The following is a 16399-nucleotide window of genomic DNA, read 5'->3' as shown; positions in this document are numbered from 1 at the left end:
CAAAGATACCGATCCAGGCAACTGGAACGTTATGCGGATGTAGTTTAATGGTAGAACATGAGCTTCCCAAGCTTATAGCGCGGGTTCGATTCCCGTCATCCGCTCCATAACGAAGCCCCAGGTCAACGACCTGGGGCTTTTGTGTTGCCTAGACCTCTCTACCCCTCACGTGCCAGATCCGTGCAGATGCCTCGGCTCGCATGCCTGCACCCGCGCATCGATCCCGGCGGCGACTTCGCGCCGGCGTTCAAGGTTGGAGTGCTGGTAGATCATCGCCGCCTTCTCCGAGGACTGGCCGGCCCGCACCATCGTGCCCTTGAGCGTCGCCCCGGACTGCGTCGAGAGCGTGTGCCCGGTGTGACGAAGGTCGTAGAGCGTGAACCCGTCGGGCAGTCCCACCTTCTTCCGGGCCTTCTTCCACTTCCGTCCAAAGGTCGTCCGCCGAAAGGGCCCGCCCCGCTCCCCCACGAAGAGCAGCCCGTCCGGCTCTTGCTCCGCGTACAGATACATGTGGAGCTTGAGATCACCCTTCATGAAGTCCGGCAGGACGATGAACCGCTTACCTGCTTCGGACTTGGTCTCGCCGGGTGCCCGCCTGCCGGTGTTCAGCTCGGGCTCGGCGGACCGCACCCAGACGCCGTTGTTGACGAGGTCGACGTCATGCCGCCGCAGAGGAGCTTGCGCCTCGGGCCGGGCGGGACCGTAGGCGGCGATGTAGACGAGCAGCCGCCAGCGCCCGGCCAGCGCCCGGCCAGCTCCCGGGCGAGCGCGTCGACCTGCTCCACGGTGGCGGTCTGCCGCTCGGCGGGCGACTCCTTGCCCGCGCCCTTGATCCGGCATGGGTTGCGGCGGATCAACTCGTCGTCGGCAGCGGTCTCCTTGAGCCGCTCGGCCCGCCAGGTCCGCACCCGGGGTGGGGTGATCTCGTCGAGGTCGTACTCCGGCTCGGCGGTCTTCGAGCACCGTGAAGTGCTCGGACAAGGCGGTGGCCTTGGCCAGGTCCCGTTGCGCTGACGGGGTTTGCGCAATGTCCGCCGCGTCCCGCACCAGAAGGACCTGAGTGCCTTCTCGCCCTTGAGGGTGGCCGAGGTGACCGGGTCACGGGCCGGCGCGATGTCGTCAGGCCTGCGAACGCGGTCGGCGACACCTGCGCGATGTCGCGTCGTGCGGAGGGGATGAAGAGCACCGCATCGCCGGCTGCTTGAGCCCCTTCACCTGGCCGGCGATGGCGAGGACGTCGTCGATACAGCACCCCGGGCAGCAGTGCGGGCACTGCGAAGGCGTCGGTGGCGGCATCGGATCGACGGCGACACTCGACACCTGCCGGGAGAACCGTTTCGTCGTATTCATCCCGCTCTAGGGTGGCCCCGACTCCCGCCATCCATGCACGCGACAAAGGACACCTCATGCGTTTGCGCAACACCGCCGCCATGTCCGCTTGCTCGTTCGTCCTCGGGCTGACCGTCATGCTGGCCACCGCCGCCCCGGCGGGTGCGGCCGCCCCGATCCCGGCCAAGGGGCACGCCACCTTCTGCCTCACCACCGCCGCCGTCACCAACCTCAACTCCATGGGCGTGCACATGACGGCCGTCGCTCCCGCGACCCTCAGCGAGAGCGGCCCGACGCCCTGCGTCACGACCCCGATCACCGAGGGATCCCTCACGGTCACCCCCCTGGAAGGCAGCTTCCCCCTCAACGGTGGCATCGACTTCACCCGCACCGACGACAACCAAAACCTGGGATTCAGCAACCTGGTTGACGATCTGACCGGCAGGAAGTTCACCGCCGAGACCGTCATCAACGGAGGGGCGCCGACCACCATCGACATCCTCACCTACCAGCTCACCAGCCAGAACGTCCACGTCGGCACCACCGGGATCGACATCACCGGTCCTGCCAACACGACGTCAGCCATGTCGGGCGCCTTCTACGAGGCGTACTCCAACTACGCGGTCAACACCGGACAGGCACTCTTCGACGTCACGGTGCACCTCGACCTCTGACCCGCCCAGAAGGCCCGCGACGCGATCCTCGATGCTCCCACCCGCCGGAAGCCGTGCCACAACGTGCCGGTAGGGGCGGTAACCAGCGGTCAACAAGGGGTCCTTGAGCATGGCCCCGGACCGCGTCGACAGGGTGTGCCCGGTGCGACGACGGTCGCAGAACCTGAATGCCTTCGGCATGCCGGCCAGGTCGCGGGCCTGCAGCCGAAGGTGGTGCCGCGTAGGCCAGCACACCCTCCCCCACGCACACCAGGCCCCCGGATCCGGGCTCGGCGTACCAGTCCCGGTCTCGGCTGGACGAAGCCGAGCAGCATGCTCCTCCCTTACCCACAGGGGATCCGGCCGAGTGTACGTACCTGATGGGCATGGTGGCTTCATCACAACGGCCGGGCCGGGGTGCGGGGTTCGGTCGGTGACGCGCCGGGACCGGCGCCGCCGTCGTGGGCGCCTTCGCCTGTGTGCCCGGACGGCGGGCAGCGGTCGGTCCGATGTCGGAGTCCATCGCGCGGGAACTGGCCCTGTTGTGGCGGGAGAACGGCCCTCCGGCGCCGCTGGTGGTGGGCCCCGACGAGACGGTCGAGCCGCTGGTGCGCGCCTGGCGGGAGCTGGGGGTGGCTGGAGGCCGGCACGGCGCGAGCGGCTGTTCGAGCTGGCCGCCCTGACCGCGGTGGCACCGCGGCCGCCTGGGCGGGCCCGGCTCGCCGGCGAGCCGGATGCGCCCCTGGTGGCCCGCTGGTTCGGCGAGTACACCCGCGAGGTTGGCGAACCGGCGGGCGGGGACTTGCTGGAGGTGGCCCGGCGGCGCATCGAGGAGAGGCAGATCACCTTCTGGGAGAGCCGTGACCTTCGCCGCCCGCGGTCCGGCTTCACGGCCGGCGACCTGGAGGGATGACCTCATCTCAGGACCGCACCGGGGCCGGGGCTCCGGCTTCCGTGGCGCTGAGGCTGTGGACGGCGAGGAAGCGGGGGCGCTTGTCGGCCGGGGCGAACTCGACCGAGAACCACCAACCCGCTGCGGTGAACCGGGCTTCGCCCACGGACAACAGGGTGACATCGACGACCAGGGCCGCGGAGGTCGCCCAGGCGGTGGTGAGGCCGCCGATCAGGAAGGCCGTGGCGCCGACGGCCAGGACGCAGCCCGACTGGACCAGGGCCCGGCCGGCGGTGGCCGCATCGGTGAGCCCGGGAGAGCCGGGGCTGCAGGACGACGGTCACGACCGTGTTGATCAGGAAGAACACGCCGACCACGCCGACCGCGACGTCGGCCCGCTCGGACACCCACAGGGGCAGGGCGACGGTCACCAGTGCGTCCGACAGCAGGAACTGCACCACTGCCGACGTGTGCATCCAGAAGCTGGCCTGGTGGCCTCGCTCAGCGACTGGACGGGGAATCACAGGAGCAACTGCTCCAACGGCAACGCCATCGACCACTCGGGGAAGGTTAGGACGACGAGCGTGGCCTTGTCGGTGGGGTACTGGACGGCTATCGACTCGTACCCGGGCAGGTCCCCGTTGTGGCCGCCAGCCGTAGGTGTCGAGGATGCCCAGACCGTAGGAGATGCGGGGAGTGCTCTTGGAGGTAGGCGCCGAGCCGCTGCCCGCTGACCTTCTCGACCAGCAGGCCGAGGAGGACGAGGTTGGTGTTGCTGTACTGCCATTTGGCGCCGGGGGCGAAGGTCGGCGGGTGGGAGAAGGCGATGTCCAGGAGCTGGCGGGGGGTGTAGCCGCGCTCGGGGTCGGCGCGCAGGTCCGCGAGCCACTGCGGGTCGTCGATGTAGTCGAAGAGACCGCTGCGCAGCTCGGCGAGCTGGCGGACTCGGCCTTCATGGGGGCGCCGGTCTTCGTGCCGGCGGTCCCGAAGGACTTCTCGTACGCGCCTCGGCCCGGGATCCACACACCGATGTTGAGACCGGGGATCCCGGTCTCCTTCATGACCTTCGTGATGGCCGCGTCGAGCCTGGCCACGGTGGCCGCGTCGAACGTGTCCTGCCGGACGGGAGCGGTGGGGATGGCGGCCCCGGCGGGAGCCGTGCCCGTGCACAGGGCGGCGAGGAGGAGGGCGGCCACCGCGGGCAGGCCCGCGCGCGCCGGTACCCGTGGCCTCGGAGCGGATGGGACGTGGCCATGGCCGGTCAGTCCCGGCCGGAGGTCAGCTCCTCCGCATCCGCTTGCGTCAACCCGTACGCCGCGGGACGAAGCGGAACTCGTCGCCACAGGAACGCGTCCCGCTCGGTGTCGTGGGCGAAAGCGTACTCACCGCCGGTGCCGGCCGAGCGCCTCGCGGACCCCCGCGCACACCTTCTCGTCACCCACTGCCAGCAGGTACTCGGCGAATCGCCGGGCCTGCGGCCCCCCGGCGCGGGCCACGACGGCTACGGCATGGTTCAGCGTGCGGGGCGAGGAGCTGACGTCCAGCACGCTCAGGGCCATGTCCACGCCCAGGGGGCCGTCGAGGACCGATACCGCACCGGTCAGGTCGACCAACTGCGTGGGCAGGTCGAACCGCCGCTTCTCACCAGCCGCCAGGGACCGCACGCCCCGGTCGACTACCTCCTGGATGTCGTCCAGCAGCGCCCGCAGCGTGGCGTTGTCGAACAACTCGCCCAGCCCGTCCTCGAAGTACTGGCGGTCCGCGAGACGCACCAAGGCGCGGGCCGCTTCCACGCGCAGTGGTCCGGTCCCCTTCTCCTGCGCCAAATCCCCATCGGCCACCGCGTTCGCCAGCTGCGCGAACGTGCTGTCGACCGAGAACTTGCGGTCGAGCGAGATGTCGTACCAAGGCGTGTTCCGGGGGTTCTCGGCAGCACGGATGACCGCCTCGTACCCCGCCGCCTCACCCCACGTCGCCAGCGCCACGCAGGCCAGGAAACGTTCGAGCTCCGGTTCGGCGGGATCGTTCATCAGCTCGACGAGTCCGGGCACGCGGTCCCGGTGTCCTGGCTCGTCGAAAGCCCCGAAGATCACATCGTCGACATCCGTCGTCGGCTCGCCGCCGAAGCCCGTGCAGAGCAATGCGGTGAAGCGGGTCATGCGTGGCACCCTTTCCCGTTCCGTCCGCCGGTCGGCCGGTCCGCCGGTCGGCCGGTCGGCCGCCTTCACGGTCGGCTGGACCCGCGTACGGAGGCAGGGCCCGGACCGCGCGTCGCGGTCCGGGCCCTGCCCTCGTGCCCTGCCGCCCTGCGGCGGGGCTGCGTCAGCTCTCGTCGGTGTCTTCGTCCGCCTGCGCGCCGCCCTCGGCCGCGCCCGCCTTCTCGCGCATCTTGCGCACCAGCTCCGCCTTCTGGTCGGCGGCACCCTGGCGATCGAGGTTGCGGTGCGGACCGTTGTTCTGCCGTTCGGCGCGGGACTGCCTCTTGCGCTGGCCGCCGCCCTGGCCCACGGGGTTGTTGATGTTCTTGCTCACGGTCATGGGTTCTCCCGGTAATGATGTGAAGTGATCTACGGATTCATCGGTGGGGGACGGGCGCGGCGACGTCTGAGGACGTCAGCGGGGGCCCATCACGCTCTCACTCGTGAATCGGCGTCTGGAAGAACATGACAATGACGGTACCCGGTTCCGTCGGCCCCCGCGCACCATGCTTTTCTCCACCTCGCCACCTCGCCACCTCGCCACCTCGCCACCCCGCCGCCTCGCCGCCTCGCCGCCCGCCGGACCACCGACCTGGGGCCCGTACGGGAAGCGGGCCGTGGCCCGACGCGGGAGAGCCGGTCCCGACGCGATCATTCACGACATGACGAGTGCGCCTGCGTCCGCCCCGGAGGCAGCTTGCGGCCGTAGGCGAGCAGGAGGAGGTCCTGGGCGGTGCCGAGGACGGGTGCGCCGGTACCGAAGGACCAGTCGAGGTCGGTGGCACGCAGTTCCACCCCGTCGAGGTCCGCCCGGAAGAACCTGAGGGTCCGGGTGTCGATGCCGGCGAGGAGGATGCGCAGGCGGTCCTCGGGCACCCGGCGGTCGAGGCCGAGCGCGACCGTGATGTCCAGACCGTGGACGACGTCGTGGCCCAGCGCCGCGGCGGCGCCGCCGACCGGCGGTGTCCAGGGGTGCCGCGCGTTGTCCCGGAGCAGTGCCGCCAGTTCCCGGGGCGAGTGCGCGGCCGCGTCCCGGCGCGCACACACGTCGGTCATCCGGTGGATGCGTCCGCGCGCCTTGACGAGTTCGAGCGCCATCTTCGGCAGCGAGTAACGGAATCCCATCGTCATGTGGGCCGCGACCTCACGTACCCGCCAGCCCCCGCACAGGGTGGGGGCGTCCCATTTCTCGGCGGGCAGCGAGTCCAAGAGGTCGGCCAGCTCGCGGCGTTCGGCCGCGATCGCCACCGTGAGGCCGTCAGCCCGCGCCGCGCCTCCGTGCGTGATGTGTCCCATGCCGTCCAGGGTGAACGCGCACCACTGCATAAGTCCAAGAGCCTGTTGTTCTCACTTCTAGAATCGCCGGTTATGGAGCTCCGGCAGTTGCAGTACTTCGTCGCGGTGTTGGAGGAAGGCAGCTTCACGCGCGCCGCCGCCCGCCTGCACATGGCCCAGCCGGGCATCAGCGCGCAGATCCGCCGGCTCGAACGGGAACTCGGGCAACCGCTGCTGGACCGCTCGGGCCGGTCGGTGACGCCCACGGAGGTGGGCGAGGCACTGCTGCCGTACGCGCGGGCGGCCCTCGCCGCCGTCGAGGGCGCCCGGCAGGTGGCGGACGAGTTCAGCGGGCTGCTCCGCGGGCGGGTCACCATCGGCGTGGTCTCCGGGGCCGCCGTCCACGAGTTCGATCTGGCCGCCGCCCTGGCCGCCTTCCACGAGCAACACCCGCACATCGAGGTCACCTTGACCGAGTTCTCGTCGGAACGCATGCTCGCCGCGCTGCAGGACGGCGCACTTGACATCGCCCTGGCCGGGCTCGCCGACGAGGAGCCTCCGCCGGGCGTCCGCCTTCAAGTCCTGATCGACGAACCGCTGGTGGCCGCCGTCGCTCCGGACGACCCCCTGGTCCGGCTCGCCGCCGAAGCCGCCGAAGCCGCCGAAGCCGGCGGAACGGGCGGAACGGGCCTGCGCCTGGAGGCGCTCCGCGACCGGCCGGTGATCAGCCTGCCGCACGGCACCGGCACCCGCGGGGTGCTGGAACGTGCCTGCGTACGAGCCGGGTTCCGCCCGCGCGTCGTGTTCGAAGCCGCCGATCCGCAGTTCCTCGCGCAGCTCGCCGCCCGCGGTCTCGGGGTGGCCGCCGTGCCACGGCTTCCGGAACACGTCGCTTCGGCGCTCGGCCTGCGGGTCCTGTCCTTCGCCGAGCCGCAGCCGCGCGCCCGGATCGCCCTCGCCTGGCGGGCCGCGGGCCCGGCCGGCCCCGCCGCCGGAGCGCTGCTGGACCGGCTGCGCACCGACCTCGTCGCCACCGGCGCCGCCCGTGACCGAAGGGGTGCAGGAAGCTGAACCGTTCGGACAGGAAGCTGAACTGATTTTCCCGCTCGGGGCCCTTGCAACGCGGCAGAATTTTTCCACGTCGAGAAGGAAACGACTCCACGAGGGGAAACGAAATGCCGAAGTCGGTCACCGCCAAGGAACGCTCGAAGAAGCGCTCGCTCTACGTATTCACCGCATTCGGGCTGGTCGCGGGAATGGCCGTCGCGACCCTGACCCATCTCGGTGACTCGGAAGACCGTTCCGCCGCACCGGCCGGTGTCCACGCCGTCACGGTGCCGCCGAGGAGACGCCGCAGGTCACGGTCACATACATCCCGGGCCGGCAGATCCCCGGCCGACAGGGCCCGCCCGCCGCCGGCATCGCATCGCATCGCAGCGCAGCGCATCGCAGCGCATCTGAGGCCGGCCGTCCGATGCCGACCACATTCGCTCCCGTCGACCTCGACGGAGTTCCGGCGGTGGAATCATTCCTCGACCGCATGGGGTTCGCCACTTCGACAGGAAATCGGTTTCCGCACCGGTAGGCCGCAACGAAAAACGGGCCGGCAACACGGAATGCGGCCGTAGCGTCTTCGTCAAAAGGCTCATCGGGACCGATGAAGACGTCCGCGCCCGGATGGTGCGCATGCTCGCCTTCGAGCGGCCGATGGTGGACGAGAGCTTCGGCGACGACCTGGCCGGCCAGGACGAGTCGGCCTCCAAATCGTGATGCGTGTGATTCCCCCGCATCGCTTTCACCTTTGCGGGTCGATCAGGGCGAGGCGCCGGGGGTCCGTGAGGATGTCCAGGGCGACGATCTTGCCGTTCCGGACCGTGAAGGCCATGAGCGACAGGGGCTTGCCCTCGGCCAGCGCGAGTGCGCCCGGGAAGCCGTTGACGAGGACCGGGACGGCGTCCGCCGCGAAGCGGGCGAAGGCGATCGCGTTCGAGGCGACGTCGGTGGCACCGCGCCGGACCGAACCGGGGCGCAGCGCGCCTGCGTCGGAGCGGGCCACGACATCGGGGTCGAGGAGGTCGACGAGCGCGTCGAGGTCCCCGCCGCGGGCGGCGGTGAGGAAGGCGTCCACCACCTCGCGGGTGCGGACGAGGTCGAGGTCGGGGGCGGGCGCGGCGCCCTCGACCTTGCGGCGCGCGCGGCTGGCGAGCTGTCGCGTGGAGGCGGCGGTCCTGCCGAGCTCCGGGGCGATCTCGTCGAAGGGGACGGCGAAGAGGTCGTGCAGGACGAAAGCGAGCCGCTCGGCGGGGGACAGCGTCTCCAGGACGACCAGCAGGGCGATGCCCACGGAGTCGGCCACGAGCACCTCGCGCTCCGGGTCGATGCCGGAGAGACCCGTGACGACCGGGTCGGGCAGCCGGACGGCCCCGTCCTGGTCGTACAGCGGGTCCTCGCGCCGCGAGGTGCGCGAGCGCAGCATGTCCAGGCACACCCGGCCGACCACGGTGGTCAGCCAGCCGCCCAGGTTCGCCACGGCGGAGACGTCGGCGCGGCTCAGCCTCAGCCACGCCTCCTGTACGGCGTCCTCGGCCTCGCTGAGCGAGCCCAGCATCCGGTAGGCCACGGCCCGCAGGTGGGGGCGGTGCTCCTCGAAACGCCGGGCCAGGGTGTCCTGCTCGCTCACCTGTCACGTCCTCGCGTCATGATCGTCACTGCTCATGAGGACGCTAGCCGGGATGCCGCGTCGCCGGAGCGCTGTTTCACGTGAAACGTCGCCCGCCCCTCCCCGGGGTCCACATCATGGACAACTACGCTCGGGACATGAACGCAGAAGCCGCCGACGCGCTCGCCGCCGTGAAAGACGCCGACCGGAAGCACGTTTTCCATTCCTGGTCTGCGCAGGAGCTCATCGACCCGCTCGCCGTGGCCGGGGCCGAGGGCTCGTACTTCTGGGACTACCAGGGCAACCGCTTCCTCGACTTCTCCAGCGCCCTCGTCTACACGAACATCGGCTACCAGCACCCCAAGGTGGCCGCGGCCATCCAGGAGCAGGCGGCCAAGCTCTGCACCGTCGCGCCCGGCTTCGCCGTCGACGTCCGTTCGGAGGCGGCCCGGCTGATCGCCGAGCGCACGCCCGGCGACCTCGACAAGATCTTCTTCACCAACGCGGGCGCCGAGGCCGTCGAGAACGCCGTACGGATGGCGCGCCTGCACACCGGCCGGCCGAAGGTGCTGTCCGCGTACCGCTCGTACCACGGGGCCACCTCCACCGCGATCAACCTGACCGGTGACGCGCGCCGCTTCGGCAACGACACCGCGACCGCCGGCGTCGTGCACTTCTGGGGGCCGTTCACCTACCGTTCGCCGTTCTACGCGGCCACCGAAGCCGAGGAGTGCGAGCGGGCCCTGCGCCACCTTGAGGACACGATCGTCTTCGAGGGCCCGCAGTCGATCGCCGCGATCATCCTGGAGACCGTCGGCGGCGCTCCCGGCGTGCTGGTGCACCCGGACGGCTACCTGGCCGGGGTTCGCGAACTCTGCGACCGCTTCGGCATCGTCTTCGTCCTCGACGAGATCATGGTCGGCTTCGGCCGCACCGGAAAGTGGTTCGCCTCCGAGCACTGGGACGTCACCCCTGACCTGATCTGCTTCGCCAAGGGCGTGACCAGCGGATACGTGCCGCTCGGCGGGGTCGCCATCTCCGCCGCCATCGCCGAGACCTTCGCCCGGCGGCCCTACCCGGGCGGGCTGACGTACTCCGGGCACGTGCTGGCCTGCGGGGCCGCCGTGGCGACGATCAACGTCATGGAGGAGGAGGGCATCGTCGAGCAGTCCGCCCGCACGGGCACGGAGCTGCTGGGGCCCGGCCTGCGCGCCCTCGCCGAGAAGCACCCGTCGGTCGGCGAGGTCCGGGGCCTGGGCACGTTCTGGGCCCTGGAGCTCGTGAGGGACCCGCGGACGCGCGAGCCGCTCGTCCCGTACAACGCCTCCGGGGCGGACAACGCGCCGATGGCCGAGTTCGGTGCCGCCTGCAAGAAGGGCGGGCTGTGGCCGCTGATCGCGGGCAACCGCATCCATGTCGCGCCCCCCTGCAACATCGGCCCGCAGGACGTGGCCAAGGGGCTGGCGATCCTGGACGAGGCCCTGTCGGTCGCGGACGCACACATGGCCTGAACTGCACGGATGTAGAGTCACCCAATCCGTGGGTGCCTGTCTTGGACGTTCCGCGCCGTTCCGAACACCACGTGAGCGTGCTGGAATCCGAACAGAGCACCTACGGACCGGGATGCACGTCAGTCCCGGGGCGGTCCTCCGTGACCGAACGGCGGGGAGCGGGCCGACCGCTGGACGCCGGGCGTACGGGATCCAGTCAGTCGGACTCCGTGTACCCGAAGGAATACAGCCATGAGCAAGCACGTCCTCGCGCAGAACCAGTACGGCAAGGCCGAGAACCGCATCGTCAAGGTCACCCGCAAGGGCTCCGACGGTTCGTGGCACGAGATCCGCGACCTCAACGTGTCGGTGGCGCTGCGCGGCGAGTTCCGCGACGTCCACCTGACCGGCGACAACGCCAACTGCCTGCCGACCGACACCACCAAGAACACGGTGTACGCCTTCGGCAAGGAACACGGCATCGCCTCCCCCGAGGCCTTCGGCATCCTGCTCGCCAAGCACTTCGTCTCCTCCCAGTCGCCGATCCGCGAGGCGCAGATCCGGATCGAGGAGTACGCGTGGGAGCGGATCCCGGTCCCGACGCGCAAGGAGCAGCACTCCTTCGTCCGCAAGGGCCAGGAGGTGCGCACCGCGCAGATCACGTACAGCGAGACCACCGGCCTCCAGGTCATCTCGGGTCTGAAGGACCTGACCGTGATGAACTCGACGAACTCCGAGTTCCACGGCTACATCAAGGACGAGTACACGACGCTCAAGGAGGCGTACGACCGCATCCTGGCGACCAAGGTGACCGCGCGCTGGGCGCACTCGGCGCTGGCCGCCGACGACGCCGGTTTCGACTGGGACCAGTCGTACAAGAAGGTCCGCAAGAACATGCTGGAGGCCTTCGCGGAGACCTACTCGTACTCGCTCCAGCAGACCCTGAACCAGATGGCCGAGCGGGTGCTCGACAACTGCCCGCGGGTCAACGAGGTGCGCCTCAACCTCCCCAACAAGCACCACTTCCTGGTGGACTTGGAGCCCTTCGGCCTCAAGAACGACAACGAGGTCTACTTCGCGGCGGACCGGATGTACGGCCTGATCGAGGGCACCATCCACCGCGACGGGGTGCAGCCGGTGATCGCGACGAGCGACTGGATCGTCGCCTAGCGGCCACGCGCCAAGCGGCCACGCGCCGAGCGGCTACGCGCCGAGCGGCTGCCCGAGCTGGAGGTTCCACCGGCCGAGCCGCCCGGTGAGGGTGGTCACCGTGTCCGGCCGTACGTCGAGGCGCCAGAACGCGGCGGCCGGCAGCTCCAGCGCGTGCACCACGCCCGCCCGTACGACGGCCTGGTCGACCTCGGCACGGTGCGTGCCGGGGGCCAGGCCGGCCAGTGCGGCGCCGACGCGGGCGATCAGCGCGGTGACGGACTCCCCGCCGGGGGGAGCGTAGTCGGGATCGGTCAACCATCGCCGTACGGCGGCCGGATCCTCGGCGGAGACCTCGTCCAGGGTCCGGCCCGCCCAGGCCCCGGTGTCCGGACCGCTCAGGCCCTCGTGGCCGGTGCAGGGGGCGCCGTGGCCGAAACGGATCTGCCGCGAGTCGGCGCCGAACGGACGTGTGACGAACTGAACTCGTACCACGGCACTCTTCATAAGGGGAGCGTAAACGCGGTACGGTCACGGACGACAACCCAAAAAGACGACGGTATGACGGAAGTACCGGTGAAAATCCGGCACGGTCGCGCCACTGTGAATCCTCCCGGAGGGGGAGGGAAAGTCAGACCCGCCATGTCGTCGTGAGCACCACTGACCGGGACGCGTGTTCCCTCTGGAGGTACTGCCATGGCTCACTCCGCCGTGCCCACGACGGCCCCTGCCGTCGCCCCGATCTCGCTTTCCGCGCTGGCCCCCTGGGCCGTGTTCGTCGGCGTCCTCATGCTGGTCCTGCTCTACCTCGTCGGTGCCGAGCAGGGCGCCACCGCGCTCTTCGAGGGCGACACCGTCCACGAGTGGATGCACGACGGCCGCCACCTCCTCGGCTTCCCCTGCCACTGATCTCCACCTCCGCAAGGGAACCGAACCATGAACCCCATTTCCCCCCGCGTCCTGCTGATCCGGGGCATGCTGGCCGGTCTGGTCGCAGGGCTGGCCGCCTTCCTCGTCGCCTACGTCCTCGGTGAGTCCAAGGTCGACGCCGCCATCGCCATCGAGGAAGCGGGCCACGCCGCCCACGACCACGGCGAGGAGGCGGCCCCGGTCAGCCGGGCCCTCCAGGCCACGGCCGGCCTCGGCACCGGCACGCTGCTGTACGGCATCGCGCTCGGCGGCATCGCCGCGCTCGTCTTCTGCTACGCGCTGGGCCGCATCGGCCGCTTCGGCCCCCGGGTCACGGCACTGCTGGTCTCGGGCGGCCTGTTCGTCGCCCTCAACCTGGTGCCGTTCCTCAAGTACCCCTCCAACCCGCCGGCCGTCGGGGACCCCGACACCGTCGTCCGCAGGACCACCCTCTACGTCCTGATGATCGCGCTGAGCGTGCTGCTGTCGGCGGCCGCGCTCATCCTGGGCCGGCGCCTGGCGCCCAAGCTGGGGAACTGGAACGCGTCGATCGTCGCCTCGGTCGCCTTCGTCGCGGCGGTGGCCATCGCCTACGCGTCGCTGCCCGGCATCAACGAGGTCCCGGCGGACTTCCCGGCCGCCCTGATCTGGCAGTTCCGCCTCGCCACCCTGGCCATCCAGGCGGCGATGTGGACGACCTTCGGCCTGGCCTTCGGTGTCCTCGCCGAACGCGCCCTCACCCCGGCCGCCGCTCCCCGGGCGACGGCGCAGCCCGTCGGCTGATCCCGTCACCGGCGCCCCGAGGCCCTGACCGCCCCCGGCGGCCGGGGCCTCGGTCGTTCGCAGGTCCACCCGTTCGGTCGTATCTTGCGCAATCCCCGCAACGGCGGTGTCTCACCCGTCGCCAGCTGGGAAGACGTCCGGGGCGAGGTGGCGACACGCCTGTGACGTGGCGTCAGTCTCCGGCGTTGTAAGCGGTACTGACGGGCATGGAGGGAGTCCACTGCTCTCAGGAGACCCGGCGGCCGGAGCCGGGGGATCGGACCAGGAGGATTCCATGCCCCGCGCCAAGTGGGTGGCCGGCGTGCTGACAGTGGCTCTGCTGGGCGCCGGGATGGGGATGCTGATGACCACGGAGGGCGCCCGGCCCACCGCGGCCACCGCCGCCGACGCCCTGCCGTCCCGGGCGCTCGGCCTGTCCGGCCACCGCCGGCTCGTCGAGCAGTTGGAGCACTCGGGGCAGCACGCGTCGGGCAAGGGGTCCCGGCCCTCGCGGGCCGTCGCGATCACACCGCTGCGGTTCTCGCGGCCGCTGCGGCTGCACATCCCGAGCCTGGGCGTCGACCTCCCCCTGGGCAGGGACGCGGAGGAGGCCTCCTGGGACCACGACGGCCCGGCCCCGGGGTCGGCCGGCACGGCCGTGGTCACCGCCGCCGATCTGCGCCTCGCCGAGCTGCGGCGCGGGCTGACGATCGAGATCGCGCGGGCGGACCGCCGTACCGCCGTCTTCACCGTCGACCGGGTATCGCCCGGCGGCATCACCGGTCGCGGGCAGCGGCCGGGGCGCGCCCAACTCCGGCTGGTCAGCGGCGAAACCACCGTCCTGGCCCGGCTGACCGGCCAGCGCCGCACCGGCTGAGCAGGCGGCCGCACCGGCTTCCTGTCAGCCGAGGGGGGTGTCTTCGTTCCCCCGGTCGGGGGCTTCTGGGGCCCGGTGGGGGAGTTGTCCGGCGTGTCGGGGCAGACCCCTCGCATGAGCGGGACGCGGTACGCACGCACGGCACTGGCCAGGGCCCTTTCGGCGGCCTGTGTCGTGCTGCTGTGCCTGTTCGCCTCCGGTCCCGCCGTCACGACGGCCGCGGCGGCCGCCACCGCGGCCGAACGCGCCGCCTCCGGTGTGCCGAGCGAGCCGGCCGCCCCCGCCGAGGGGGAGTCCGATCCGGCCGCGGATCCCGAAGTGCGGGTCGCCGTACGGCTCGCCGTGCGCGGACTGCCGGGGGTGCGGCAGCTGCCGCGGCCGGTGTTTCACGTGAAACCCGCCGATCGGGCCGTGCTCGCCCATGCCTTCGGGGCGGACGGGCCGATGCTGTCCGCGTGGACGGAGCGGAGTGTGGTCCTGCGCTGCTGAGCGGGCCGAGCAGCAGCGCACACCCCCACACACCCCCGAACACCGTGAGGTTCCGGCATGCCCATCGACCCGTACGCCGCCCTGAACGCCATGCTCCGCGCCGAGGTCACCCGCTACACCCCGGCGGCCCCGAAGCCCCCGAGCCGCGCGACCGACGGCGAGGGCTCCCCCACCGCGTCCGTGGCGGCCACCCCGGCCACCGACTCCGAGGCCTCGACCGAGGCCTGATCCCGGACCCGAGCGGGCGCCGGTCCTCGTACGGACCGGCGCCCGCCACGGATCCCGTCACGGCTCGCGCATGTGGTACCGGTAGAACGCCGCCAGTCCGACACCCATGCCGACGAGAAGGCCGACCAGGCACGAGCGGAGGATCGAGTGGTCGGCCAGGCTGTACAGGTAGCCCACGGCGACACCGCCGAACGCGCCGTACGCGGCGGCGTGCAGCTCCTGCATCAGCCGGGGACCCACCTGCGAGAGGGCGTACATGATCGCGGCGAAGACGACTCCGCACAGGATCCCGTAGAAGACGTTGCCCGCGTCGACGGGGCCCGTCTGGCGCTTCATGAAGGCCGCCCAGACGCCGTAGACCAGTCCGAGGAGCAGCGCCCGCGTCAGCGGGCCCTTGCTCACGTGCTCCGTGCCGGTCGCCTGAAAGTGCCGCCCCGGGGCGGTGGGTGCCGCATGTGCCATGACAGGGCTCCTCTCTTCCACCATCCAGGGCACACCCGCCACACCGCTCCGGCAAGTGGAGCAGCGCCGGGCACCCCCGCGCCACCCGCCCGCAGCAGCACCGCTCGCGTCCCCCGCCGCCGCGGCTTTCCCTGGTGACGTGCGCACCTTCCTCTCGGCGGTACTCATCGTGCTGGTGGCCCTCCTGGTGCCCGCCGGCGCCGTCGCGTACTGGGCGGACCACGAGCTGGGCGACGCCGACCGGTACACCGCGGCGATGTCCCCCCTGGCCGAGAACCCGGCCGTGCAGAGCGTCGTCGTCACCCAGGCGGGCCGAGCCCTCTCCGGGCAGATCGACGCCGGGCCCTTCCAGGGCGGCATCGACGCCCTGCTCGGGGAGGCCCTGCGCTCCTTCTCCGGCACCCCGGCCTACCGCACCGCCTGGGACGCGGCCAACCGCGCCGCGCACGCCGCCTTCCTCAAGGCACTCACCACCGGTGACGGCAACGCCGTCAGCATCGACCTCGCACCCGTGATCGAGCAGGTCAAGGGGGACCTCCTCGCCGACGGCGTGCCGTTCGCCGACCGGATCCCGGTGACGCACGTATCGGTGAAGGTCATGGAGTACGACAACCTCGGCGCGCTCCGGAAGGGCTTTCGCATGCTGCAGATCGCCGGCATCTGGCTTCCCGTCCTGACCGTGGTGCTCGCCGCGACGGCGATCGCCGTCGCCGTCCACCGGCGCCGCGCCGTGATCGCCACGGGGCTGGGGGTGGCCGCCGGCGCCGTACTGCTGTGGATCGCGGTGGTCGTCTGCCGCCGTCTCACCCTCGACGATCTGCCGGCCGACATCGACCGGGCGGCCGCCGCGGCGGTGTACGACGCGCTCACCGCGTTCCTGCGCACCACCGCCTGGGTGGTCCTGGCGATCGGGCTCGTCGCCGCACTCGCCGCCTGGCTGACGGGCCGACTGCGCCGCACCCCATAAGCTCGGAAGGTACCGGAGCGCGCAGAACGCCCCAGAAGAAGCCGAGAAGAACCCAAGAAG

The 16399-nt window shown here is 71.1% G+C and carries 20 protein-coding genes, 1 tRNA gene and 1 pseudogene; 13 read left to right on the top strand and 9 right to left on the bottom strand.

Translation table 11 applies throughout. From position 1 onward, the window contains the following. Nucleotides 1-33 precede the first annotated feature (33 nt). A tRNA-Gly gene (locus AB0M92_RS08395) sits at nt 34-107 on the top strand. Between the two features lie 58 nt (nt 108-165). On the opposite strand, the pseudogene AB0M92_RS08390 reads toward AB0M92_RS08395, so the two are convergent. Beyond that, nucleotides 166-935 (bottom strand): annotated as a pseudogene (locus AB0M92_RS08390) (tyrosine-type recombinase/integrase); the annotation flags it as partial. 471 nt (nt 936-1406) lie between these two features. Between AB0M92_RS08390 and AB0M92_RS08385 the strand changes: the two are divergent. The 3 genes from AB0M92_RS08385 to AB0M92_RS08375 all read left to right on the top strand — a co-directional run bounded on the left by AB0M92_RS08385 (nt 1407) and on the right by AB0M92_RS08375 (nt 2895). Then, on the top strand, nt 1407-2003 hold the full coding sequence (locus AB0M92_RS08385) for a hypothetical protein (RefSeq protein ID WP_366101300.1): 597 nt from the start codon (nt 1407-1409) through the stop codon (nt 2001-2003). Nucleotides 2004-2491: 488 nt separating this feature from the next. After that, on the top strand, nt 2492-2665 hold the full coding sequence (locus AB0M92_RS08380) for a hypothetical protein (protein ID WP_366101299.1): 174 nt from the start codon (nt 2492-2494) through the stop codon (nt 2663-2665). Nucleotides 2666-2670: 5 nt separating this feature from the next. Beyond that, on the top strand, nt 2671-2895 hold the full coding sequence (locus tag AB0M92_RS08375; protein ID WP_366101298.1) for a hypothetical protein: 225 nt from the start codon (nt 2671-2673) through the stop codon (nt 2893-2895). A gap of 7 nt (nt 2896-2902) precedes the next feature. Here the strand turns inward: AB0M92_RS08375 and AB0M92_RS08370 are convergent, their stop codons facing one another. From AB0M92_RS08370 to AB0M92_RS08350, 5 genes are all read right to left on the bottom strand, one after another. Further along, nucleotides 2903-3040 (bottom strand): hypothetical protein, encoded by a 138-nt coding sequence (locus AB0M92_RS08370; RefSeq protein ID WP_366101297.1) that lies wholly within the window; start codon nt 3038-3040, stop codon nt 2903-2905. A gap of 446 nt (nt 3041-3486) precedes the next feature. Beyond that, the gene (locus AB0M92_RS08365) at nt 3487-3897 is read right to left on the bottom strand and encodes a serine hydrolase domain-containing protein (RefSeq protein ID WP_366101296.1); all 411 of its coding nucleotides are present in this window, start codon (nt 3895-3897) and stop codon (nt 3487-3489) included. A 359-nt stretch (nt 3898-4256) separates the two neighbouring features. Then, nucleotides 4257-5033 (bottom strand): hypothetical protein, encoded by a 777-nt coding sequence (locus tag AB0M92_RS08360; RefSeq protein WP_366101295.1) that lies wholly within the window; start codon nt 5031-5033, stop codon nt 4257-4259. A gap of 163 nt (nt 5034-5196) precedes the next feature. Further along, entirely contained in the window at nt 5197-5412 is a 216-nt protein-coding gene (locus AB0M92_RS08355) for a DUF6243 family protein (RefSeq protein WP_366101294.1), read from the bottom strand. 311 nt (nt 5413-5723) lie between these two features. Beyond that, nucleotides 5724-6368, bottom strand: a complete 645-nt coding sequence (locus tag AB0M92_RS08350; RefSeq protein ID WP_366101293.1) for a maleylpyruvate isomerase family mycothiol-dependent enzyme — start codon at nt 6366-6368, stop codon at nt 5724-5726. Nucleotides 6369-6440: 72 nt separating this feature from the next. On the opposite strand from AB0M92_RS08350, the gene AB0M92_RS08345 reads away from it, so the two are divergent. After that, the gene (locus AB0M92_RS08345; protein WP_366101292.1) at nt 6441-7418 is read left to right on the top strand and encodes a LysR substrate-binding domain-containing protein; all 978 of its coding nucleotides are present in this window, start codon (nt 6441-6443) and stop codon (nt 7416-7418) included. Nucleotides 7419-8142: 724 nt separating this feature from the next. Here the strand turns inward: AB0M92_RS08345 and AB0M92_RS08340 are convergent. Next, on the bottom strand, nt 8143-9027 hold the full coding sequence (locus AB0M92_RS08340) for a sigma-70 family RNA polymerase sigma factor (RefSeq protein WP_366101291.1): 885 nt from the start codon (nt 9025-9027) through the stop codon (nt 8143-8145). 137 nt (nt 9028-9164) lie between these two features. Here AB0M92_RS08340 and AB0M92_RS08335 point away from each other — a divergent pair, with 137 nt between their 5' ends. Further along, a complete protein-coding gene (locus AB0M92_RS08335) occupies nt 9165-10517 on the top strand; it encodes an aspartate aminotransferase family protein (protein ID WP_366101290.1) in 1353 nt (450 codons plus the stop codon). Between the two features lie 231 nt (nt 10518-10748). Continuing rightward, nucleotides 10749-11666 carry a factor-independent urate hydroxylase gene (pucL, locus tag AB0M92_RS08330; protein WP_366101289.1) on the top strand — a complete coding sequence of 306 codons (918 nt, stop codon included), beginning with the start codon at nt 10749-10751 and terminating at the stop codon, nt 11664-11666. A 33-nt stretch (nt 11667-11699) separates the two neighbouring features. Here the strand turns inward: pucL and AB0M92_RS08325 are convergent, their stop codons facing one another. Continuing rightward, a complete protein-coding gene (locus AB0M92_RS08325; protein ID WP_366101288.1) occupies nt 11700-12152 on the bottom strand; it encodes a histidine phosphatase family protein in 453 nt (150 codons plus the stop codon). Between the two features lie 189 nt (nt 12153-12341). Between AB0M92_RS08325 and AB0M92_RS08320 the strand changes: the two genes are divergently transcribed. The 5 genes from AB0M92_RS08320 to AB0M92_RS08300 all read left to right on the top strand — a co-directional run bounded on the left by AB0M92_RS08320 (nt 12342) and on the right by AB0M92_RS08300 (nt 14910). Beyond that, a complete protein-coding gene (locus tag AB0M92_RS08320) occupies nt 12342-12554 on the top strand; it encodes a CbtB-domain containing protein (RefSeq protein ID WP_030857499.1) in 213 nt (70 codons plus the stop codon). A 27-nt stretch (nt 12555-12581) separates the two neighbouring features. Beyond that, complete coding sequence (locus AB0M92_RS08315; RefSeq protein WP_366101287.1) at nt 12582-13337, top strand: CbtA family protein; 756 nt, start codon at nt 12582-12584, stop codon at nt 13335-13337. Nucleotides 13338-13611: 274 nt separating this feature from the next. Next, nucleotides 13612-14193 carry a class F sortase gene (locus AB0M92_RS08310; protein ID WP_366101286.1) on the top strand — a complete coding sequence of 194 codons (582 nt, stop codon included), beginning with the start codon at nt 13612-13614 and terminating at the stop codon, nt 14191-14193. Between the two features lie 114 nt (nt 14194-14307). Next, entirely contained in the window at nt 14308-14682 is a 375-nt protein-coding gene (locus tag AB0M92_RS08305) for a hypothetical protein (protein ID WP_366101285.1), read from the top strand. A 57-nt stretch (nt 14683-14739) separates the two neighbouring features. After that, nucleotides 14740-14910: a hypothetical protein gene (locus AB0M92_RS08300; RefSeq protein ID WP_366101284.1), complete on the top strand. Its 171-nt coding sequence runs from the start codon at nt 14740-14742 to the stop codon at nt 14908-14910. Between the two features lie 57 nt (nt 14911-14967). Here the strand turns inward: AB0M92_RS08300 and AB0M92_RS08295 are convergent, their stop codons facing one another. Further along, on the bottom strand, nt 14968-15372 hold the full coding sequence (locus AB0M92_RS08295) for a hypothetical protein (protein WP_366101282.1): 405 nt from the start codon (nt 15370-15372) through the stop codon (nt 14968-14970). Nucleotides 15373-15511: 139 nt separating this feature from the next. Between AB0M92_RS08295 and AB0M92_RS08290 the strand changes: the two genes are divergently transcribed. Continuing rightward, nucleotides 15512-16339, top strand: a complete 828-nt coding sequence (locus tag AB0M92_RS08290; RefSeq protein WP_366101281.1) for a hypothetical protein — start codon at nt 15512-15514, stop codon at nt 16337-16339. Nucleotides 16340-16399: the final 60 nt, after the last annotated feature.

The sequence above is a fragment of the Streptomyces sp. NPDC051582 genome (assembly GCF_040681715.1).
GTDB lineage: Bacteria > Actinomycetota > Actinomycetes > Streptomycetales > Streptomycetaceae > Streptomyces.
The sequence above is the reverse complement of the archived record's forward strand: the minus strand, read 5'-3'. Positions and strand labels throughout refer to the sequence as shown.